The 21568-nt window shown below is 64.1% G+C and carries 21 protein-coding genes; 11 read left to right on the top strand and 10 right to left on the bottom strand.

Annotation, left to right across the window (positions count from 1 at the left end; genetic code table 11):
- Nucleotides 1–32 precede the first annotated feature (32 nt).
- Nucleotides 33–938: a formylglycine-generating enzyme family protein gene (locus NTCA1_RS00730; RefSeq protein ID WP_159828226.1), complete on the top strand. Its 906-nt coding sequence runs from the start codon at nucleotides 33–35 to the stop codon at nucleotides 936–938.
- A 39-nt stretch (nucleotides 939–977) separates the two neighbouring features.
- Here the strand turns inward: NTCA1_RS00730 and NTCA1_RS00735 are convergent, their stop codons facing one another.
- The gene (locus NTCA1_RS00735) at nucleotides 978–1844 is read right to left on the bottom strand and encodes a Na+-dependent transporter (protein WP_159827271.1); all 867 of its coding nucleotides are present in this window, start codon (nucleotides 1842–1844) and stop codon (nucleotides 978–980) included.
- A gap of 262 nt (nucleotides 1845–2106) precedes the next feature.
- Here NTCA1_RS00735 and NTCA1_RS00740 point away from each other — a divergent pair, with 262 nt between their 5' ends.
- The 3 genes from NTCA1_RS00740 (at nucleotide 2107) to NTCA1_RS00750 (ending at nucleotide 5303) form a co-directional block, all read left to right on the top strand.
- Nucleotides 2107–2805 carry a DUF3313 family protein gene (locus tag NTCA1_RS00740; RefSeq protein WP_159827274.1) on the top strand — a complete coding sequence of 233 codons (699 nt, stop codon included), beginning with the start codon at nucleotides 2107–2109 and terminating at the stop codon, nucleotides 2803–2805.
- A gap of 114 nt (nucleotides 2806–2919) precedes the next feature.
- Entirely contained in the window at nucleotides 2920–4452 is a 1533-nt protein-coding gene (locus NTCA1_RS00745) for an arylsulfatase (protein ID WP_159827277.1), read from the top strand.
- A complete protein-coding gene (locus NTCA1_RS00750) occupies nucleotides 4452–5303 on the top strand; it encodes a phosphatase PAP2 family protein (RefSeq protein ID WP_159827280.1) in 852 nt (283 codons plus the stop codon). Before NTCA1_RS00745 ends, NTCA1_RS00750 begins: the two co-directional genes overlap by 1 nt.
- 3 nt (nucleotides 5304–5306) lie before the next feature.
- Here the strand turns inward: NTCA1_RS00750 and NTCA1_RS00755 are convergent, their stop codons facing one another.
- The 5 genes from NTCA1_RS00755 to NTCA1_RS00775 all read right to left on the bottom strand — a co-directional run bounded on the left by NTCA1_RS00755 (nucleotide 5307) and on the right by NTCA1_RS00775 (nucleotide 8924).
- Entirely contained in the window at nucleotides 5307–5618 is a 312-nt protein-coding gene (locus tag NTCA1_RS00755; protein WP_236549024.1) for a hypothetical protein, read from the bottom strand.
- Between the two features lie 116 nt (nucleotides 5619–5734).
- A complete protein-coding gene (locus NTCA1_RS00760) occupies nucleotides 5735–6694 on the bottom strand; it encodes a glutathione S-transferase family protein (RefSeq protein WP_159827283.1) in 960 nt (319 codons plus the stop codon).
- A 54-nt stretch (nucleotides 6695–6748) separates the two neighbouring features.
- Entirely contained in the window at nucleotides 6749–7036 is a 288-nt protein-coding gene (locus NTCA1_RS00765) for a DUF3325 domain-containing protein (RefSeq protein WP_159827286.1), read from the bottom strand.
- On the bottom strand, nucleotides 7033–8595 hold the full coding sequence (locus NTCA1_RS00770; RefSeq protein ID WP_159827289.1) for a PepSY domain-containing protein: 1563 nt from the start codon (nucleotides 8593–8595) through the stop codon (nucleotides 7033–7035). Before NTCA1_RS00770 ends, NTCA1_RS00765 begins: the two co-directional genes overlap by 4 nt.
- Entirely contained in the window at nucleotides 8592–8924 is a 333-nt protein-coding gene (locus tag NTCA1_RS00775; RefSeq protein ID WP_159827292.1) for a hypothetical protein, read from the bottom strand. The genes NTCA1_RS00770 and NTCA1_RS00775 overlap by 4 nt, the downstream gene beginning before the upstream one ends.
- 77 nt (nucleotides 8925–9001) lie before the next feature.
- Between NTCA1_RS00775 and NTCA1_RS00780 the strand changes: the two genes are divergently transcribed.
- The 4 genes from NTCA1_RS00780 (at nucleotide 9002) to NTCA1_RS00795 (ending at nucleotide 15428) form a co-directional block, all read left to right on the top strand.
- Nucleotides 9002–9700: an RNA polymerase sigma factor gene (locus tag NTCA1_RS00780; protein WP_159827295.1), complete on the top strand. Its 699-nt coding sequence runs from the start codon at nucleotides 9002–9004 to the stop codon at nucleotides 9698–9700.
- A complete protein-coding gene (locus tag NTCA1_RS00785) occupies nucleotides 9697–10671 on the top strand; it encodes a FecR domain-containing protein (RefSeq protein WP_159827298.1) in 975 nt (324 codons plus the stop codon). Before NTCA1_RS00780 ends, NTCA1_RS00785 begins: the two co-directional genes overlap by 4 nt.
- A 222-nt stretch (nucleotides 10672–10893) precedes the next feature.
- Nucleotides 10894–14118, top strand: coding sequence for a TonB-dependent receptor (locus tag NTCA1_RS00790; RefSeq protein ID WP_201282388.1), 3225 nt, complete (start codon nucleotides 10894–10896; stop codon nucleotides 14116–14118).
- An 11-nt stretch (nucleotides 14119–14129) separates the two neighbouring features.
- Nucleotides 14130–15428, top strand: a complete 1299-nt coding sequence (locus NTCA1_RS00795) for a metallophosphoesterase family protein (protein ID WP_201282389.1) — start codon at nucleotides 14130–14132, stop codon at nucleotides 15426–15428.
- Nucleotides 15429–15562: 134 nt separating this feature from the next.
- Here the strand turns inward: NTCA1_RS00795 and NTCA1_RS00800 are convergent, their stop codons facing one another.
- The 4 genes from NTCA1_RS00800 to NTCA1_RS00815 all read right to left on the bottom strand — a co-directional run bounded on the left by NTCA1_RS00800 (nucleotide 15563) and on the right by NTCA1_RS00815 (nucleotide 19276).
- Nucleotides 15563–16624, bottom strand: a complete 1062-nt coding sequence (locus NTCA1_RS00800) for a tyrosine-protein phosphatase (RefSeq protein ID WP_159827304.1) — start codon at nucleotides 16622–16624, stop codon at nucleotides 15563–15565.
- Between the two features lie 251 nt (nucleotides 16625–16875).
- A complete protein-coding gene (locus NTCA1_RS00805) occupies nucleotides 16876–17283 on the bottom strand; it encodes a DoxX family protein (RefSeq protein ID WP_159827307.1) in 408 nt (135 codons plus the stop codon).
- Nucleotides 17284–17583: 300 nt separating this feature from the next.
- A complete protein-coding gene (locus tag NTCA1_RS00810) occupies nucleotides 17584–18006 on the bottom strand; it encodes a helix-turn-helix domain-containing protein (protein WP_236549025.1) in 423 nt (140 codons plus the stop codon).
- Between the two features lie 340 nt (nucleotides 18007–18346).
- Nucleotides 18347–19276 (bottom strand): LysR family transcriptional regulator, encoded by a 930-nt coding sequence (locus NTCA1_RS00815; RefSeq protein WP_086492103.1) that lies wholly within the window; start codon nucleotides 19274–19276, stop codon nucleotides 18347–18349.
- Nucleotides 19277–19393: 117 nt separating this feature from the next.
- Between NTCA1_RS00815 and NTCA1_RS00820 the strand changes: the two genes are divergently transcribed.
- The 3 genes from NTCA1_RS00820 (at nucleotide 19394) to NTCA1_RS00830 (ending at nucleotide 21530) form a co-directional block, all read left to right on the top strand.
- Entirely contained in the window at nucleotides 19394–20092 is a 699-nt protein-coding gene (locus NTCA1_RS00820; RefSeq protein WP_159827310.1) for a pirin family protein, read from the top strand.
- Between the two features lie 144 nt (nucleotides 20093–20236).
- Nucleotides 20237–21133 carry a pirin family protein gene (locus NTCA1_RS00825; protein ID WP_159827313.1) on the top strand — a complete coding sequence of 299 codons (897 nt, stop codon included), beginning with the start codon at nucleotides 20237–20239 and terminating at the stop codon, nucleotides 21131–21133.
- Nucleotides 21134–21146: 13 nt separating this feature from the next.
- Entirely contained in the window at nucleotides 21147–21530 is a 384-nt protein-coding gene (locus NTCA1_RS00830; protein WP_086492100.1) for an OsmC family protein, read from the top strand.
- Nucleotides 21531–21568 lie beyond the last annotated feature (38 nt).

Raw genomic sequence — 21568 nt, forward strand, 5'->3', positions numbered from 1 at the left:
CATCGAAAGCCGTCCCGCATCGGGACCGCGACATGGTCTGGATCGAGGGCGGCAAGTTCGTCATGGGATCGAACCGCCACTACCCGGAGGAACGGCCCGAAAGGCCGGCCTCCGTCGATGGATTCTGGATCGATCGTGCGCCGGTGACCAACCGGGAATTCGCCCGCTTCGTGGAGGCGACCGGATACCGCACAGTTGCGGAGCAGGCGCCCGACCCTGCCGACTATCCCGGTGCCCTGCCGGACATGCTGGTAGCATCCTCGCTGGTGTTCCAGCAGCCCACGCAGCCGATCAACTTGCGCGGGCCGGTGAGCCAGTGGTGGTCGTTCCTGGCGGGAGCGGACTGGCGCCATCCCACCGGGCCGGGCAGCTCGATCGACGAGCTTGGCGATCACCCCGTCGTCCATGTCGCGCTTGCCGACGTGGAGGCCTATCTCGACTGGGCCGGGCTGACCTTGCCGAGCGAAGCGGAATGGGAGTTCGCGGGGCAGGGCGGCGCGCAAGGCACCGAATTCGCCTGGGGAAGCGAGCTGGTTCCCGGCGGCGTCCATCAGGCGAATACCTGGCAGGGCGCATTCCCTTATGCGAACTTGCGCGAGGACGGCTGGGTGCGCACCTCGCCGGTCGGCCATTACCCCGCCAACGGCTATGGCCTCCATGACATGATCGGCAACGTCTGGGAATGGACGGCCGACTGGTGGTCCGACAGACCGGGCGCGGCGCCGGTCAGAAGCTGCTGCTCCACGGCACGGGCAAAGGCCCTTCAGGACAGCATCGATCCGAACGATCCTTCGGGCATTCCCCGCCGCGTGCTCAAGGGCGGGTCGCACTTGTGCGCGCCGAACTATTGCCAGCGCTACCGCCCTGCGGCGCGTCATGCGCAGCCGGTCGATACCTCGACGTCCCATGTCGGTTTTCGCGCGGTGTTCCGGGGCTGAACCGCAAACCTGTTTCAGGGTTACCGAGGAACCCGAGGATCACGTCCGATCCTCGGGTTCCTTATGTTTGCGCACGATCATCTGGTAGGGGATGAGGGCAAGGAAGCCGACGATCAGGAACAGCAGCACGGCGGCCGAGATCACATTGTTGGCGTGGTTGGCGCCTGCGAGCGCCAGGGCAATGCCCGGATGGCGCATCGATGCGGCAATGGCCAGCGAACTGCGATCGGCGATCGTGTCTCCGCCCAGGAAGTGTCCGCCCGCAATCGCCGCGACGGCCACCAGCAGCATGGCCACGACCGTACCGTCGCCCACCAGGGTCATCATCGCGGGCCATACCTTGATGAGGATCGGCACGGCGGCGAGGACCAGCAGGATATAGGCGATGATCGTGACGGCCTTGATCAGGCCCGGCTTCGGCGCCTTGAACAGGGCGCGGCCCAGCACCAGCCCGACCACCAGCGGCACGGCCACGCCCACGGCGATATTGCGTGCCACCACGCCGACCGGGAACTGGGCATGAACCTCGTAGAAGCGGGCAGCAAGGGCGCCGAGGATCGGCACGAAGATCACCGCGAAGACCGCGCCGGTCGCCATCAGGCCATAGACGTAGGAAGCATGCCCGCCCGCCTTCAGCGCCTTGCCGGGCATCAGCGGCGGCACCGGTGAGATCGCCATGAGGAATATGCCTGCCTTCACGGCGGGTGAGACGGGGAACAGGGCGATGATTACCATTGCAGCCACCACCGGTATCACCACGATTGCCGCGAAGGCACGGGCCAGGAGCCTTGGGCGGGTGAGCACATAGGCGAAGTCGCCGCGTGACGAAGCAAGGCCTGCGGAGACGACCAGCAGCGCCAGGCTCAGCGTCAGCAGCAGCGGGATCAGGTGCTTGATCAGGTCCATCGGCATCATCCTCGGGTGGTGGGGCAGGCCTGCTCTCGCGGCGAGTTCATGGCCCTGTCCGGCGGCATGAGGGTGCGACAGGTGACGGGCCGGCTGAATCGGGGATTACCCCCGGATTGCCCCACGAATATCCCAGCCGTCGGAGGCGGGTTCGGGATCATTCCCGTGAAAGCCGGGAATCGCCCTGATGTGGCGGGGTGACGGGAAAGGCTAGCTTCGCGCTCCAACCGGGATGCAACACCGGGAACCGAGGAGACCGCAGATGCGCGTCAAGCTGGCTGCCTTACCGATACTCTGCGCGCCGATGCTGCTCTGTCTGGCCCAGCCTGCTTTGGCGGCCAAGGCGCCGGATACCTGGGACGGCCTCATGCACGTCAAGTCGCACAAGATTCAGGCGGTCTACCTGCTGCCGGACGCGGATTTCCGCGTCTACACCAAGGTCATCATCGATCCGCCGGATATCGCCTTCCGCAAGAACTGGCAGCGCGAGCACGGCTTTGCGGAAGATCCGGGCCGTCCGATTTCCAACGAGGATGCACGCGACATCCTGGAGAAGGCGAAGGCCGGTTTTCACAAGCTTTTCGTCGAGGCCTACCAGAAGGCGGGCTACCAGGTCGTCGATCAGCCCGGCCCCGATGTCCTGAGGCTTTCCACCGGCATCGCCAATCTCGATGTCGTGGCGCCCGATGCGATGACGGCGGGCAGGTCCTGGACGTTCTCGCGCGATGCGGGCGGGGGAACCATGGTGATCGAGGCGCGCGATTCCCGCACCGGGGCCTTGCTCGGCCGGGCGGTCGATGCCCGCAACATGGACGAAAGCCGCGTCTATTTGCGCAACAGCGTGACCAATACGGCCGACTTCGAGGACCTTTTCGGGCGCTGGGCCAAGCTGAGCGCCAATGGACTGACCGAATTGAAGGCGCTCTCTCCGATCAATGCTGACGGGATGGCGAAGAAATAGGCCGGTGAAGAAATTCTCAGGGCGATAGTCCATCCCGATCAGGTCAAACCCCGATGGTCGAATCGTCCGCCATTATCGATGAATGTCCTGAATTATTCAAAAAGGATGACGAACATGTCGAGCAAGCAGCCGAACATTCTCGTAATCTGGGGTGACGACATCGGGATCAGCAACCTCAGTTGCTATACCGATGGTCTCATGGGCTACCGAACGCCCAATATTGACCGGCTGGCGAAGGAAGGCATGAAGTTCACCGATTCCTACGGTGAGCAGAGCTGCACGGCCGGGCGGTCTTCCTTCATCACTGGGCAGAGCGTGCTGCGCACCGGGCTTTCGAAAGTCGGCATTCCCGCCGCGCCGATCGGCATGAACGAGAAGATCGTCACGGCGGCGGCGCTGCTCAAGGAGCAGGGCTATGCCACCGGGCAGTTCGGCAAGAACCACCTGGGCGACCTCAACCACATGCTGCCGACCAACCATGGTTTCGATGAATTCTTCGGCAATCTCTATCACCTCAATGCCGAGGAAGAGCCGGAGATGGAGAACTACCCGGAGGAGCCCAAGTTCAAGGCCCGCTTCGGTCCGCGCGGGGTGATCCACAGCTGGGCTACCGATACCGACGATCCCACCGAGCACGAACGCTGGGGCCGGGTCGGCAAGCAGAAGATCGAGGACACCGGCCCGCTCACCAAGAAGCGCATGGAGACCTGCGACGACGAGTTCGTGGAAGCCGCCATCGACTTCATCAAGCGCCAGGAAGCCGACGACAAGCCGTGGTTAGTGTGGCTCAACACCACGCATATGCACATGTTCACGCATACCAAGGCGTCGAGCAAGGGGCAGGCCGGACGCTGGCAGTCGAACTATCACGACACGATGATCGATCACGACAAGAACGTCGGCCAGATGCTCGACATGCTGGATGAACTGGGGTTGGCCGAGGATACCTTCGTGATGTACTCGACCGACAACGGCCCGCACCGCAATTCCTGGCCGGACGCCGGGATGACGCCGTTCCGCAGCGAGAAGAACACGAATTGGGAAGGCGCTTTCCGCATTCCGCTCATCGTGCGCTGGCCCGGCAAGGTGGAAGCCGGATCGGTTTCGAACGGCATAGTCCAGCACCATGATTGGCTGCCCACTTTCCTGGAAATGGCAGGCGCCCCGGACGTCGTCGAAAAGCTCAAGACCGGTTACGAGGCGATCGGACGCACCTACAAGAACCACATCGACGGCATGAGCCTCGTTGGCCACATTACTGGCAAGGAAGAGAAGAGCCCGCGAAACTTCTTCTTCTATATCAGTGATGACGGCGACATTCTTGCGCTGCGCTACGATAACTGGAAGATCGTATTTCTCGAACAGAGATGTCAGGGAACTCTCCAGGTCTGGGCTGAGCCGTTTACCCGCCTGCGCGTGCCGAAGCTATTCAACTTGCGAACCGATCCCTATGAGTTCGCGGATATAACTTCGAATACCTACTACGACTGGTTCCTGCACAACGACTACTTCATCTATGCGGCCCAGGCTGGCGCTGCGATGTTTGCGGAGACGTTCAGAGAGTTTCCGCCGGTACAGCGCCCCAACAGCTTCACGATCGACGATGCCATCTCCAAGATGAGTGATACCGTCTCGGGATCGAGTTGATGCCGGAAAGCCGTTATCCGGTCTACCTTGCTGCCCTTGGCGCCGCTGCGATCTTCGTATCCGCAGCGGCCCAGGTGCCGGAAACAGATCCCCCGAAACAGCCTGCCGTATCGGGACCGCCAAGCATCACCGCCAAACTGCCGCCGGGCATGCCCAAGGGCTACCTCGAACTGTCGCAACTGCCGGACAGCCTCGCCCTGCTGCCCGCGCCTCCCGCAGCAGGATCGTCGGCCTTTGCGCGGGACGAGGAAGCGAGCAAGGCCATGGCCCGGCCCCTCGGCAGTCCTCGCTTCGTGCAGGCCGCAAGCGATGCCGACCTCAAGCCCGCGCATGCCTTCCAGGCCTTCGCCTGCGCGGCCGGGGTGACGCCCGATCTCAAGCTTACGCCGGTGCTCTACCGGTTGATGGGCAAGGCGATGATCGACGTCGGCCTCTCGACCTACAAGGCCAAGGACCAATATCGCCGGGTGCGGCCCTTCGTGATGCACGGCGATGCGACTTGCTCTCCGCAGGACGAAGCCGTGCTGCGTACCGACGGGTCCTATCCTTCCGGCCATAGCGCGCTGGGCTGGGGCTGGGCGCTGATCCTGTCCGAACTGATCCCCGAGCGGGCCGACGCGATCCTGCAGCGCGGCAGGGACTTCGGCGACAGCAGGCTGGTCTGCAATGTACACTGGGCCAGCGACGTGGACGCCGGACGCCTCATGGCCTCCGCGACGGTGGCCCGCCTGCACGGCGCGGCCGAGTTCCGCAGCGATCTGGCCTCCGCGCGCGCGGAACTGGCCAAAGTCAGAAATGCACCGGATGCGCAGTCCTGCCGCACCGAGGCGGCGGGGCTGCGCCTGCAGTAAAATTCAACCGACGACGATAGCGCTGATCCGGTGGAAGAAGGGATGATGCGGCGTGGCGCCGTGCGCGACCTGGGTGAACATGCCGTCCCCCAGGTTCGGCAGCTTCGATTCAACGCCGCAAACTTCCTCGCCGCCGCGCACGTCGATATGGGCGTGAAGCTTGCCGTCGAATTCCAGGCCGATGTCCACCGCATGCGGAAACTCCGCATGGAGCATCTCCAGAACCCGATTGAGACGGTCGGTCAGCGACTCCTCCGTGGCGGGGCTGGAGAGCGATGAACCGTCGATCGAGTAGAGAGAGGCATCCTTGCGCATGGGGGGCGGCTCCTTCGAAAACCGTAAGGGAAGGGTACTGATCGAGGGTCAGCTTACCTGTTTTCCCGTAACAGGAAACACCCGAGTTACCCTGATGCGACGCGCCGAGTCCGGTTTCAGCCTCGCCCGCGATCCCGGCCATGCGGGGTGTCCAGATCAAGTATCGGGCCGGACGGTACAATCCCGGTGGGATTGATCGTCCGGTGGCTCTGGTAATAATGACCCTTGATGTGCTGGAAGTTCACGGTCTCGGCAACGCCGGGCGTCTGGTAGATGTCCCGCAGGAAGCCCTGGAGATTGGGATAATCGAATATCCGCCGCAGGTTGCACTTGAAATGGCCGACATAGACAGCGTCGAAGCGCACGAGCGTGGTGAAAAGGCGGATGTCGGCTTCGGTCAGGGTGTCGCCGACCAGATAGCGGCTGCGCGACAGGCGTTCTTCCAGCCAGTCGAGCGAATCGAACAGCGGCCCCACGGCTTCCTCGTAGGCCTCCTGGCTGGTGGCGAACCCGGCCTTGTAGACCCCGTTGTTCACGGTGTCGTAGACGCGCGCGTTCACCGCGTCGATCTCTTCCCGCAAGGGCTCGGGGTAGAAGTCACCGGGCCGGGCGCCGAGATCGTCGAAGGCCTGGTTGAACATGCGGATGATCTCGGAGGATTCGTTGTTGACGATCCGGCCGGTCTTCCTGTCCCAGAGCACCGGCACGGTAACGCGGCCGCTATAGGTGGGATCGGCGGCGGTATAGACCTCGTGCAAGTAGCGGGCATGGTTGATCGGGTCTGCGATAACGCCCGGCGCGGGATCGAAGGTCCAGCCCTTTTCGAGCATGAGCCAGTTGACGACCGATACGGAAACCAATGCCTCCAGCCCTTTCAGCGCACGCACGATCAGGGTGCGGTGGGCCCAGGGACAGGCGAGGCTGACGTAGAGATGGTAGCGCCCCGCCTCGGCGGGAAACTGGCCGTCCGGGCCGATCCAGTCGCGAAAGGCCGAATCCTTGCGGATGAAGCGTCCGCCGGTCGCCTTCGTATCGTACCAGACGTCATGCCACTGACCGTCGACGAGCATTCCCATGAGCAGGCTCCCTTGCTTGAGAAGAGTGCATAGGTTTGCGCGGGCGATTGTTCCTTAGCGGCCCTTCCGCGAAGGCGCGGTTTTCCAGCACAGCCAGGCAACGTTGAACCACGCGCCCATGGTCAATTGTCCGGCCCAGGCGACCAGGGCATAGCCGAAGCCGAAGACCGCGACATCGACTGCCAGGATCACCGCGATGAGCGACCATCCACCGGCCCGCGCCAGGCTGGTCTCACGCGCTGTCAGTGCGCGTCCGGCGAGATCGCGCTGGTGGCGTTTCATCGAGACGGCGAGCGCGGCGAAGGCGGCGATCGCCAGCAGGGTGCAGAACAGATGTGTCATGCGGTCATGGCCTCCTGCGGCTTGCGCCGGGTGGTTCGGGGGGCTTCCACGCGCTTGCGGGCAGCCTTGTGCGCGCCTTTGGCGAAACCGGCGGCCAGCGCCAGCATGACCAGATCGAACGAGACGAACAGCCAGTCCCCCGCGAGCAGGCTGGCGGGAAGACCGCGCGCGGTCGTGAAGGCGTTCACCAGCGGGACGGCGGCGAAGAGGACTGCGACCAGGCCCAGCATCTCCGGCCAGGCACGGGCCGAGGGGCGGACAAGCGCCCAGACGAACACGGCCAGCCAGGTCAGGAACAGGCTGTTGATCTCATGATCGGCGCGCTCGGCAAGGTCCAGCGGCAGCAGCCGGTTGGCCAGGAAATAGGCGGCGATACCGGCGGGGAAGCCTGCGATCGTCGCGATGTTGAGCTTTTCGACGAGGCGGAAGCCGAAGTGCGGGCGGCTGGGATCGGGCAGCTTGGTCCGGCGCTTGACCGTCCAGAGCACGAGCCCGCTGCCGACCATGATCGTGCCGCCGAGGCCCGACAGGAAATAGAGCCAGCGCAGGCCATATTCGGCGAAGCGGCCGGCGTGGAGGCCGATCATCACGCTTTCGGTGGCCAGGGCGGCGCCCTTGGCCATGCTCTGGCCTACGGGCTTGCCGGTGACGCCGTTGAAGGTCACTTCCTCGCCGCGCGAACCGATCGCGCCTTCCGGGGCGCGGGTCACGCTGATCATCGCCGTCGTGTCGCCCGGATTGGTGACGCGCAGATAGCCGACGCGCTTGCCGCCCCAATGCGCCGAAGCCGACTGCATGACCGGGCCGAGCGCCGCGAGAGGCGCGGGCTGGCCGCTGCGGGCGACTTCCTCGGTCTTGCCGAAGACGGCCTCCTGGTAGGTGGAGGTCTGGGCATAGTTCGCGGCGATGCCCCAGGGCATGTAGAGGACCGCCAGCGTGACCAGCCCGGTAAAGGTGATCATCAGGTGGAAGGGCAGGGCGATCACGGCCGTCACGTTATGCGCGTCCAGCCAGGAGCGCTGGCCCTTGCCGAAGCGCAGCATGAAGAAGTCGGTGAAGATCTTCTTGTGGGTGATGATGCCAGAAAGGATCGCCACCAGCATGAACATCGCCGCCACGCCCACCAGATAGCGGGCCCAGATCACCGGCATGTAATGCAGGTCGAAATGGAAGCGATAGAGGAAGAAGCCGCCGCGGGTCTCGCGGGTGGAAACTTCCTTGCCGGACTGGTCCAGCACGGCGCTGGTCTCTCCGCGCCTGGCGGGTTTCTTGCCGTCGCCCGGTTGCCAGTAGACCTGGGTGGTGGCGCTGCGGCTGTTGGGGGGCGAAATGTACCAGCTTACCGCATCCGGTGCCGTGCGCTGGAGGAAGCGGACTGCGCCTTCGGCGGAGGCGACCGGATCGGCGCTTCCGGTGATCTCCGGCTGCATCCAGCGGGTGATCTCGTCCTGGAAATAGGCCGAGGTGCCGGTGGCGAACATGGCGAAGAGCAACCAGCCGAGCAGCAGCCCGGTCCAGGTATGGAGCAGCGCCATCGATTGGCGCAGACCTTCCTTCACAGCCGCTCTCCCATGCTCAGCGACAACCAGAGAATGCCGCCGCAGATCGCAGCGGTCACGGTCAGCCACAGCCAGAGCCGGGTGACGGAACGAAGACCGAAAGCGAAGAGGGCGATCGTGGCGAAGATGGCGAAGGACAGCAAGGTCGCGGTGACGCTGGCCTCGGCGGGATTGACCGACAGGCCGTGCGCCAGCAGCCGCGCAAGACAGGCTGCAGCCAGCGAGGTGACGAGATAGTTCGCCGGGATCGCCGCGATTATGCGCGCAGCGACGTTCCAGCGGCCGATCCCGCGTCTGTTTCCTCCGACATTGGCGGCACTCTTGGCCATGCTCATAAACCCCCGAGAGCAGGATATTGCAAATCAATCGCAAAAATCGCCGGTAGATTCGGGGCGGGCCTGAGTCAATGATTCAGAAGGTTCGGTACGGGCTGGTGCGGTCAAATCCGTCTGCGGCGCGCAGTCAAACCGGCATAATTTTTTTAGCAATGCTGTCGTATTCCTCAAACCGTCACGGACTGGCCCTAGGGCGCCCTGCGCCGGACAGGAGACGGCGGGCGCAGGGCGAAAAAATCGTGCTTTCTAATGCCATGGATCGTCCTGCGGCGGTGACGCAGGACTGGGATGCGGTGCGGGTCACGCTGCTGCGCTATCTTCGTGCGAAGGGGGCCGCGCCGGATCTGGCCGACGACGTGGCGCAGGAAACGCTTGCGCGCCTTATCGCTCTCAGCCAGACGCAACAGATCGGCAGCCTTTTCGCGCTGGCTTTCAGGATCGCGGACAACCTGATCGTCGATGCGAAGCGCCGCGAGACGCGCTTATTCGGGGACGTGGACGAAGAATGGGAAAGCGATGATCCCTCGCTGGACAGGGTTCTCGATTCACGCCGCGCGTTGGATGTGCTGTCCCTCTGCCTGCGGCGGATGCCGCCGCTACGCCGGGAAGTTCTCATTCGCAGGCGCCTGAACCATGAAAGCTGCCGCGCGATCGGCGACGACCTCGCGATGAGCGCGAAGGCGGTGGAGAAGCACATCACGCGCGGCTTGCTCGACTTGCGCCAGGCGCTGGAGCGTGCCGGTGTGGACGTCTCCGGGGAAGGCCGATGAACGCCCGGCCTCAGGAATTCGACGCGATCGATCGCGAGGCCGCGCAGTGGGTCGATCGCATGAACCGGCCTTTGCACGATGCCGAAGTGGCCGCGGAATTCGACCGCTGGATCATGCAGGATCCCCGCCATGTCGAAAGCTATGCCCGGTTCCAGGCGCTCTGGCAGTCGGGCGGCTTGCAGAACGCGCTGGACGCGGCGGCGGCCGGGGAACTCGATTCCGGGGATGCCGAAGACACGGAAGTTCCGAACTGGGCGGCGCAGGCCTGGCGGCAGTTCGCCGGTTTCGCTGCGGTTGCCCTGTGCTTCGTGGTGCTCGTCTCGTTCGGCGCGCGCGCGCTGGTGACGGAGGCGGACTATGCCGCGACGCGGGGCGCGACGCGGGATGTGCTGCTGCCCGACGGGTCCAAGGTGCGCATGAGCGGGGGCGCGCGGATGAGCGTGCGCCTGACGCCATGGTCGCGTGAAGTGGCGTTGCAGTCGGGCGAGGTCTTCTTCGATGTCGCGCATGAGAAACTGCGCACCTTCTCGGTGCATACCGGGACGTCCAGCGTGACGGTGCTGGGGACCGCCTTCGACATTGACATGGTCGACCGCGAAACCCGCGTGGTCCGCGTCTATCGCGGCCTGGTCAGCGTGGATGCCGGTGCGGGGCGCCAATGGCGCCTGCCGGCGGGCAACGGCATCGAGGTCGGCGGAGGCCGGGTGCGCAGCCTGGGCGACGTGCGGGGGGATCATCCCGGCTGGATCGACGGCTGGTTCGATGCCGATGACACTTCGGTCCAGCGGCTGGTTCAGCGCATGAACCGGGGATCGGATCTGCCGGTGGTGCTGGACGATCCGGCATTGGGCACGCTGCCGGTGACCGGTCGCTTCCAGATATCCCAACCGGAAATGGTGCTGGAAGCGCTGGCGGCGATCCACGACCTGCACTGGCGCCGCGAAAAGGCGCGCTACGTCCTTTCGCGTTGAGGATTCTTCAGAGAAATTTCCGTCAAGGCGAACGCCGAAAAGGCGCGGCGCCGCGCTAGAATATCCCTACGAAGTTCAGGCCGGACTTTGACGCGCTGTCGCCAGGAATACCTGTCATCAAGATTACTTGATAACGACATGAAAATGTAAGAAAAAATATTTGTCGGGATCGGCCGGGTGCGCGCGTCTTCCCCCCGAATGCCTAATCCAACGGGGGATATGATGTTTCGTTCGAATAAAGCCCTGGCCCATAAAGCCGTGGCCTGTGCCTCGGCGCTGGCGATAGCACTGGCAACGGTCGGGGGCGGCCTTGCCGTACCGGCCGCGCAGGCGGCTACGGGTCAGTACAACTTCACCATTCCGGCGCAGGACCTGGGCCGCGCGCTTCAGGAGTTCTCGCGCGTTACCGGAATGCAGGTGGCGGCGGCGCCCGACGCGGTGCGGGGGCGCCGCAGCATGGCGCTTTCGGGCAAGATGAGCGCACAGCAGGCCCTGTCGCAGCTGGTGCGGGGTGCCAATGTCGATGTGCAGATGCGCGGGGGCACCGTGATCCTGAAGGCGCGAACCGCCAGGCCGCGCCCTGCCGCCGTGTCCGCGACGCGCCGTGCCGCGCCGGTAGCGGCTGTAGTCGCCGAAGAACCTGCCGGGGGCGGGGCAGGCGATAGCGAGATCGTCGTCACCGGGTATATCGAGGCCGTCCAGCGTTCGCTCGATATCAAGCGCAAGAACGACACCGTCTCGGACACGGTAAGCGCCGACGACATGGGCAAGCTGCCCGCCAATAACGTCTCCGAAGCGCTCGCACGCCTGCCCGGCGTCAATGCCGTGCGCAGCCCGACGACGGGCGAGGGCGACCGCATCACCGTGCGCGGCCTTTCCACCGAACTGAACAACTACTCGATCAACGGCGTGCGCCTTGGCGGTGCCGGTTCGCGCGACAACAACTTCTATCGCGGCGTGCGCCTTTCCGTGTTGCCGCCCGACGGCATCAAACAGATCACCGTTTACAAGACCCTGACCCCGGACCGCGACGGCGATGCGCTGGGCGGATCGGTGGACATCTCCACGCCCACCGCCTTCGACCAGACGCCCAAATATGCGCGCCTCTCGGTGGAGGGCGGCATGCTGGACAAGTACGACGATCGCAAGTCCGGGCAGGTTTCCGGCGCGCTTTCGCGGCAGTTCAGCGATCATTTCGGCATCTATGTCTCGGGCAGCTGGAGTCGCCGCAAGTCGCAGTTCGAACAGAACGGGGTCGACGGCGATAACCAGCCCGATACCTGGTACGACAACAGCGAGACGCTTGGTTGGGATCCCAACCGCTTCGTCATGCGTGGCATGGACCTGGGCTTCGGTGAGACCGACGTGAAGCGCTGGGGCGCCAACACCAGCATCGACTACCGTTCGGACGATCACGATTTTCACTTTCGCGGGCAATACAACAAGTACCGCAAGGACGAATTCCTCAACCGCCTGAACTTCCGTAACGATACCTCGAAGAATTCGGCCCGCCTCTCGCAAGTGGATACGGACGATACCACGCTGCTGCAGCCGGACGACAACGTCACCGGCTACGACGCGAAGCTGGGCCGCATCTATGGCTACACGGTGGGGCAGATCGTCGACCGTGACGGGGACGGACTCATCACCGATGCCGACCGTTCGACCCGGTCGTTCTACAGCCTCAACGGCGGTTCGGGCACCTGGGACCCGCAGGGCTTCCGCCTGCGTCGGTTCTGGGAAGGCTCGCGCGAGACCGGCAGCCTGGCTTCGGCCAACCTCGGCGGCGTATCGCGCCTTGGCGAAGTGACGGTGGACTACGACGTCTCCTACTCGCAGTCCGAGGACAATCTCGACGACGGCTACACGTTGGAATTCCGCAGCGACAAGTATGGCTGGCTGGGCAACCAGGGCGTGCTGTTCAGCAGTAGCGAGGATTCGCGCTTTCCCAAGTGGCTGCTCAATTCGGCAGGCCTCGCAGCGGTGCAGGACCCGTCGCAATACGACTTCAGCAGTCTCGAAGGCGAAGTGGGCGGCAGCAGCGAAAAGCTGTGGCAGGCGCAGTTCAACCTCGAATGGAAGCCGGTCGATTCCTGGCTGGAATCGTTCAAGACCGGCGCCAAGTTCTACAACTCACGCCGCCGCACCTATCAGGGCTCGTTCCTGAACCTGGAAGCGGACGGCACGATGGCCGATTTCTCGGAGTTCTACGGCAAGGACGTCAACAGCCTGTTCGGCGGGGCCTATAGCGGGCTCTACCGCCTGGGCACGACCATCGACAACCGCAAGATGCTGGCCGAATTCCAGCGTGCCGAGGACGGCGAGAGCGAGATCTTCGACGGTTTCGCGGTCGATCCCAACGATGCGGAGCTTTCGAACGAGGACAGCTTCCGTTTCAACGAACGGGTCATTTCCGCCTATGCCATGGGCACGGCCCGCTTCGGCCGGGCGCAAGTGATCGCGGGCCTGCGCATGGAGGCCACCCGCAACAAGATCGATGCCTGGAACATGGACCTGGTTCAGGGCGAGCGCTTCGTTTCGGACACCTCGAGCTTCGTCAACGTCCTGCCGTCCGTTCACGTCAATTACGAACTGGACGATCGCACCAAGCTGCGCGGCGCCGTCTGGACCAGCTTTGCGCGGCCCGACATCGCGCGCATGAGCTCGGCGCGCGAATATGGCTACGATACCGACCCCGATGGCGACGGCGAGGAGAACCCCGTCTCGCAATGGGTGCTGACCGCGATCCAGCAGGGCAACCCCAATCTCAAGCCGATGCGCTCGCTCAACCTCGACATGTCGCTGGAGCACTATGCCGGGCGCACCGGGGCCTATTCGATCGCGCTCTATTACAAGCACATCACCAATTTCCTGTTCCGCTCCTCCTCCAGCAATATCCGCGACGGAACGCTGGGCGAGAACGTGGACCCGACCGGAGTGGCGATCTCGATGCCGAACAACGGCAAGTCCGCCGAAGTCTACGGCATGGAAATCAGCGGCCAGCAGCTTCTGCACTGGCTGCCGGGGATCCTGGGCTCGCTGGGCGTGGGCGGCAACCTGACCTTGCAGCGCTCGAAAGCGGTGACCGGTCTTTCCTGGCATCCCGACGGCTACAAGCTGCCGCTGATGGAAACGCCGGAGACGATCGCCAACCTCCAGCTGTTCTGGGAGCGCAAGGGCTGGGAAATCTACGGGGCCTGGAACTATCAGTCGCGGTTCATGGGCGGGATCCAGGACTTCGGCAACAACCCCTACGAACAGGCCTATAGCTTCGTCGACCTGACCTTCCGCAAGACCTTCCTGAAGAAGTCTTCCGTACAGCTTCAGGTCCAGAACCTCTTCGATTCCCATACTTACTGGGAAACGGTCTCGTCGGGGACGGGTGCGAGCCGCGCCTACATCAAGAACGGGCGCAGCATCACGCTGGGCGTCAACCTGATCTTCTGAGGGGCAGTGACATGACGATGAAAACCCGCATCCTGCTAGGGGCGCTGTCCCTGTCCCAATCCCTGTCTATGCCGCTCGGCTTTGCGGTTCCTGCAATCGCCGCCGATGCGCCTGCCGTGCAGCAGGAGCTGCTGGCGCCCGCCACCGTCAGGCCCGAGCGCGTGATCCTGAACCTCACTGCCGATCCTGCGACGGAAATGGCCGTGACCTGGCGCTCGGCGCCGGGTCGCTCCGGGCAGGTCCAGTACGCCCGGGCGACCGATGGTCCCGATTTCGTGAAGGCGCCCATGACGGTGGCGGCCAGGACCGACGATGCCACTCTGGCCGTGCGCGAGGACCCGGCCTTTCGCGCGGCCTACCATTCGGCGGTCCTCAAGGGGCTCGAACCGGATACCGTCTATGCCTACCGCGTCGGTGACGGCGCCAACTGGTCCGAATGGTTCCAGTTCCGCACCGCCGCGCGCGAGGCGAAGCCGTTCCGCTTCATCTACATGGGCGACATGCAGAACCAGATCCTGTCGGAGGCTTCCCGCACCTTGCGCATGGCTTTCCGGCAGGCCGGGGACGCGGCTTTCACGATCCATGCCGGCGACCTCATCAACCGCCACGACAGCGATGCCGAATGGGGCGAGTGGTTCGCCGCCGGTGGTTTCCTTTATGCCCAGACGCCGCAGATGCCGACGCCGGGCAACCACGAATACGTGCGGGACGAGGCGGCGCGGGCCGGTTCCTCGATCAACGGGCAGTGGCGCCGCCAGTTCACGCTGCCCGAGAATGGTCCGGCCGGCGTTCCCGCCAGTCGCGAGACGAGCTGGTACACCGACTATCAGGGCCTTCGCCTGATCTCGATCGACTCCATGCAGGTCGACCGCGACGAAGCGGCGCGCAAGGCCATCGTGAAGTGGCTGGATGGGTTACTGGCCAGCAATCCCAACCACTGGACCGTGATGTTCCTGCACTTCCCGCTGTTTTCCAGCGAACCCGGCCGTGACAATCCCAAGCTGCGTGCGGCGCTCAAGCCGCTGATCGACAAGTACCGGGTCGACCTGGTGCTGCAGGGCCACGATCACGGCTATGCCCGCGGGGCGATCGGCAAGGACGGACCTTCCGCCGACGATGCCGGGACGACGTATGCCGTCTCGGTGGCAGGACCGAAGATGTACGATGTCGGCAGCCTGCCCTGGGCGCGCAAGTCGGCCTCGCGCACGCAGGCGTACCAGGTGATAGACGTGAGCCAGGGCGCACTGACTTATCGCGCCTTCACGGCGACGGGGCAGCCGCTGGATGCGGTGACCTTGCGCAAACCCTGAGCGCGAAAAGGCCGGAGCAAGCTGGGGGGCATTGCTCCGGCCTTCATCGCGGCTGCCTTCGATTGCGACCCGAGGGCGGCTTCGCTCGGCCCGTCCGGCCGGATCGGTAACGATCCGCCGGGCGGGCATTCGATTCAGTCGAGCATAGTTTCGCGCAGCTTTGCGATATCGGCGTCGGTAAGGCCGATTTTGGCCTTCAGATAACCTTCGGTTCCGCCGTATTGCTGGTCCAGATAAGTGAAAAACTGGGCAAGGTGCGAGGCGCCGCTTTTCGTGTAGAGCGGCTCGGCCTTGGCGGGCTGACCGTCGGGCCGCGCGGCGTAGTACTTCAGGATCGGGTTGTTCGGATAGTCGGCCGGGTCGACCTTGGGCATTTCCCATTGCGGGCGGCGCAGCTCGGTGGAGCGGTGATAGTCCTTGATGATCGTCTCGCGATCGACGCCCAGCACATCATAGATCAGCGCCGTGGCGATTCCGGTGCGATCCTGACCTGCCGAGCAGTGGTAGACCACCGCGCCCTCGTTCGCGAGAAGGCGGTTGAACAAAGCGCGGAACTGGGGGACCAGCATGATCTCCATGCCCTGGTACATGTTCTCGCCGCCGCTTTTGGCCATATCCTTGAACAGCGGCTTGATCGAATAATCGTTGGCCAGGAACAGCGCGCCCGTGCGGTCGTCGAGCGTGTCGGGCGCGACTTCGCGCTCCTCGATCGAACGCAGGTCCACCACCGCGCCAAGATGGAGCTGGCCCAGCAGTGCGTAGTCGGCCTCGGTCAGGAGCGGCATCGCGCCGGAGCGGAAGGCCTTGTCCCACTTTACGGTGCGGCCGTCCTTGGTGACGTAGCCGCCGATGTCGCGGAAGTTGCTGCCCTGCTGAAGCGGCAGCACGCGCTCGGCGACCACCGTGGTCTTGCCGTCCTTGCCTTCGAGAATGACGTAGCTGCGAGTTCCGGCCGGGATCGGCAACTTGAGCCTGGCCGCGCTGCTGGAGGCGGCGAAGCGCTGGTCCTGCCGGTCGAGCGCGGTGTCGGCGCTGATCCAGACGGTGGCGGAGGCGGTGTCCGTGCGGCTCAGTTCGACGGTCCCATCGTCCAGCCGGGTCAGCGTGGCCAGTTCGCGGGCTGCGGCCGGTGATGCTGCCGCCAGCGCGGCCAGGAGGGCAATGGGGGCGAGGGCAATGGGGGCGATCTTGCGCATTTACGGAGTCCTTCCTGTCTTGTTGAGGGCGGCAGGTATAACGGATATATGTATTCTTTGTGACAGGCTGACGGTCAAGGGTAGGCAGATAATGAGAGTTTAAGGCTCAATAAACTCGGGCGTTCGACCCTTACGAAACGGGTTTCGGCAACTCCGTAAAACGTATGTATGTAGGGTCTGTGCGGATCTGAAACGCAAAAAGGGCCGCCTCGCGGCGGCCCTTCCTGAGGGTTCGGTGCAATCCCGAAAGTTCAGTCGCGGCCCTTGCCGAAAGCGACGATCTGCAGGAGGCCGCCAGCCATCGCCACATTCTTGAAGAAGTGGATGAACTGGTTCTGGTCGCCGAGCTGGGCGTGGAAGAAGACGGCCGTGACCAGGCTGAACAGGGCGAGGGCGGCTGCCACGGTGCGCAGGCGATAGCCGGAGATCAGCAGGGCGCCGCCTATGACTTCGACGGCAACGGCTCCGGCCAGGGCGACGGCGGGGAGGGGGAGGCCGACGGAGGCGATATAGGCCATCGTGCCGGCCGGGTCGGAAAGCTTGGAGAGGCCGCTGAGAATGAAGATGGCGGCAATCAGGATGCGTCCCACCAGAGGCAGGAAACGGATGATCCCTTCGCTGGAAGCGGCAGGGGTAAGCTGTGCAGTTGCGGTGTTCATGGCATTGTCCTTGCTGGAGAGGGTTCCGCAGGGCCGTGGAACCTCGATGGCCAGGAAATGCCGCAGGAACGGCCTTTCAGGAATACGGATAAGATCGCGGGTTTTGTTCCAGATAATTGAAAAGCCGTGTCGGAAGAAAGGGGACTGGCGACGTGGCGGGGGAGGGAAGGCCGCCAGTCCCCAAGGCGGTTCGATAGCGCCAGTCCAGCAGGAGCAGGCGCTTCGAACGCGGTCCCGGCACGATCATGGCCGGGATCTCGATGTGAAGAGGTGGTGATTGCCCGCTAAAGGCCGGTGATGTCAGCCGAGCTGGGCGCGCCACCGGGTTCGCCAGACTTTCGGCGTGCTGCCCACGATGCGCCGGAACAGGCGGGTGAGATGGGCCTGATCGGTCAACCCGCACATGCAGGCGATTTCGGAGAGGGTATCCTCGGTATGCAGCATCAGCGTCTGTGCGCGGCGGATGCGCTGGCGGATGACATAGGCATGCGGGGGTTCGCCCATGCTGGTCTTGAACGCACGGCAGAAGTGGCCGGTACTCAGCCGCGCGACGGCGGCCAGATCGTAGCAGGGCAGCGAATGGCCGAGGTTGTCCTCGACGTGGCGGATGACCTTGCGCAATTGCCATCCCGCAAGCCCGCCTTTTGCCGAAGTGTCGTTCTCCTCGGCGGGCAGGGGCGACCCCGGCACGAGGAGGTCGTTCGCGGCAACCTGCCTGCACATTGCAGCGTGGCCTCTTGCCGATGATGAGATCGGCAGGGGCGGGGTATAAGTATGTTCTGAATCCTGTCCCGTATTTATCGTTGTCGTGCTCGCCGTGGTGCTCAGGGCGTCATGAAGCATGATCAACTCTCCAGACCGACGATCGATTCGACCCGGGTGATCGAACCAATCGCGACAATGGGAAAATCGCGATGTCACGGAGTGTCGCATAGTAATTGGCTGCGACAAACCGATTTTTCGCGCGATTCGAGATCCCATACATGAGGTATGAAGATTGCAGTCTTGCTTCTGTCCGGGAATGGAGGGTTTTTACTATAAGCCCGGGGGCGTTTCCCTATTTTCAGATGTCGGGAAGCGAATTCAGGTTGGTATCCAGCTCACACTGGGCGGCGAAACGATCGAGCAGCCATGCCGCCGCCGGTCCAGGCGGGGTGTCGCGGCGCCAGATACCACCGAAGCGATAGATGCCGCCCGGATGGTCGGGCATCGAAAGGCGGATGAGCGTGCCGGATACGAGATCGGCCTCGATCATCGGCAGCGGCATGTTGCCCCAGCCGATGCCCTGCCGCAGCAGCGCGTGCTTGGCGCCGAGATCGGCAAGGCGCCAGGTCTTGGGGCTCATCACCGAGAAGTCCTTGCCTTCGGTGAAGCGCGAGCGGTCGCTGAGCACGAGCTGGGTATATTCGCGCCCGGCGCCGGGCGGGATCGGGTCCATGCGGCCAAGCGGATGGTCCGGCGCGGCCACCGGCACCATGGCCACCGAACCGAGCGACACGCTTTCAAGCCCCTCCACGCCAGCAAAGAGCGGGCCGGACAGGCCGATCACCGCTGTCCCGTCGAGGACCATGGCGGTGATGGCACCCAGGGCCTCGACATGGAGGCGAAGCTGGACGGTGGGAAATTCGGCGGCAAAGGCGCGAAGGATCACGCCCAGCCGTTCGGCCGGGAACATGACGTCGACCGCCAGGTCCACTTCGGCCTCGAGCCCGTCGAGCAGGCCCTTCACTTTGGCGCGGAGCCCGTCGATTCCCTCGGCCACGCCGCGCGCTTCCGAAAGGACGGCGCGGCCCGCCGTAGTCAGAACCGGCTTGCGCGTGCCTTCGCGCTCGAACAGGGTCACGCCGAGCTGCGCCTCGAGATTGGCGATGCCGTAGCTGATGACCGAGACCGCGCGGTTGAGCTTGCGTCCGGCGGCGGCGAAACTGCCGGTATCGACGATGGCCAGGAAGATACGCAGCTGGTCCAGCGTCGGCGTACCGGGGTTGCTCACTTTTCAATCTCCTCGAACAGTCAGGTCGATTTTATCCCTCTGAACTTGAAATGAGGCGAAGTCTATATGGGTTTCAACAGGACGGCACCTCACCCCGCCGCTCCCCGGAGACAGGACATGATCGAACTTCGCCCCTTTGACAGCCTCGGCGGTGCCAACCACGGCTGGCTCGACGCCAAGCACCACTTCTCGTTCGCCGGCTACCACGATCCGGCCCGCGTCCACTGGGGCAACCTGCGCGTCTGGAACGACGATGCGATCGCCCCGCAGACCGGCTTCCCGCCGCACCCGCACCGCGACATGGAAATCATCACTTACGTCCGTGAAGGCGCGATCACCCACCAGGACAACCTGGGCAACAAGGGCCGTACCGAAGCAGGCGACGTCCAGGTTATGAGCGCGGGCACCGGCATCACCCACTCGGAATACAACCTTGAGGACGTGACGACGAAGATCTTCCAGATCTGGATCATCCCCACCCGCGACGGTGAACAGCCGAGCTGGGGCGCCAAGCCCTTCCCCAAGGGCGACCGTTCGGGCCAGTTCGTGACGCTCGCCTCGGGCTATGAGAACGACAACGACGCCCTGCCGATCCGCACCAATGCCCGCGTCGTGGGCGCCACGCTCAAGGCCGGCGAAACCGCCGAATACCCGCTGGGCAAGGATCGCAAGGCTTACCTCGTTCCCGCCATCGGTGCGGTGCAGATCGAGGACGTTCGCGCCAATGCCCGTGACGGCGTGGCGATCAGCGACCTCGAGGTGCTGCGGGTCACCGCGCTCGAGGACAGCGAGATCGTTCTGGTCGACGCTGCCTGAGAAGAACGGGCTTGACGTAAAAACCGGGAGCGGGCGGAAATCCGTCCGCTCCCAACTCTTCCCCGATTGCATTTTCCCTTTTCGGCGCCGACTTTCCTCTCCGGCGCTCAATCGCACAAAAGAAGCGCAAGGAAGGATTGCCCCATGACCGTCCATTCATCCGATATCGAAGGCGTAGACCTCGTCGTTCTTCCCCCCGTCCGCGATCTCGGTGACGGCTTCCAGGTCCGCCGCGCGCTGCCTACCGCGCAGCGCCGCATGGTCGGTCCCTTCATCTTCTTCGACCAGATGGGCGAGGCGGTGTTCCGCAGCGGCGAAGGCCTCGACGTGCGCCCGCATCCCCACATCGGCCTCTCCACGCTGACCTACCTTGTCGAAGGCGAGATCTTCCACCGCGATTCGCTCGGCTCGGCCCAGGCCATCCGTCCCGGCGAGGTCAACTGGATGACGGCGGGCAGCGGCATCGTCCATTCCGAGCGCACCTCTCCCGAAGTTCGCGCCAGCGGCGGCAAGCTGTTCGGTCTTCAGACCTGGATCGCGCTGCCTAAGGAAGCGGAAGAGATCGCCCCCGCCTTCGCCCACCACAAGGCCGACGAGATTCCGGTAACCGAAGACGCCGGAACGCGCCTGACCTTGATCGCGGGGACGTCCGACGGCCTGACCTCGCCGCTCAAGACCTACTCCGACATGGTCTATGCCGATATCGTCATGCTCGACGGCGCGCGCTATCAGGTGAAGGCCGAGCATGTCGAACGCGCGATCTATGTCGTCGGCGGTGAAGTGGAAGTGGAAGGGCAGACCGGCAGCTTCAAGGAGACCGAACTCGTGGTCTTCAAGCCGGGCGCCGAAGTGATCCTGAGGGCCAAGGGCGGCACCCGACTGATGCTGCTGGGCGGCGAACCGCTGCCGGAAAAGCGCCACATCTTCTGGAACTTCGTCTCCTCCTCGCTCGACCGTATCGAGCAGGCCAAGGAAGACTGGAGAGAACAGCGCTTCGCCCGCGTGCCAGAAGAGCACGAATTCATCCCCCTCCCGGCCTGAGGAGCACCGGACCATGGCACACGGAACCGCCCATATCGGCGAAACCCCCTGGCGCACCGACATCCTCGTCGGCGGCCACGCGATCACTGCCGACGAACCGGAAGCTCTGGGTGGGCAGGGCGCCGGACCTGCCCCCTACGACCTGCTGCTGGCCAGCCTCGGCGCCTGCACCGCGATCACGCTGAAGATGTACGCCGCGCGCAAGGGCTGGCCGCTGGTCTCGGTGGATGTCGATCTTCGGCTCAAGGGTTCGAAGGAAGAGATGCGGATCGAGCGGAAGCTCTCGATCGTCGGGCTGGATGACGAGCAGAAGGCCCGGCTTGCGGATATTGCCGAGCGGACGCCGGTGACCTTGACGTTGAAGTCGGGGCTCGGGATCGAGACGGAACTGGTTTGAAACTCTCGGCCATCGCGGCGTAGTGTTACCCTACTCTC

This window comes from Novosphingobium sp. TCA1 (genome assembly GCF_009811895.1).
Taxonomy (GTDB): Bacteria; Pseudomonadota; Alphaproteobacteria; order Sphingomonadales; family Sphingomonadaceae; genus Novosphingobium; species Novosphingobium panipatense_A.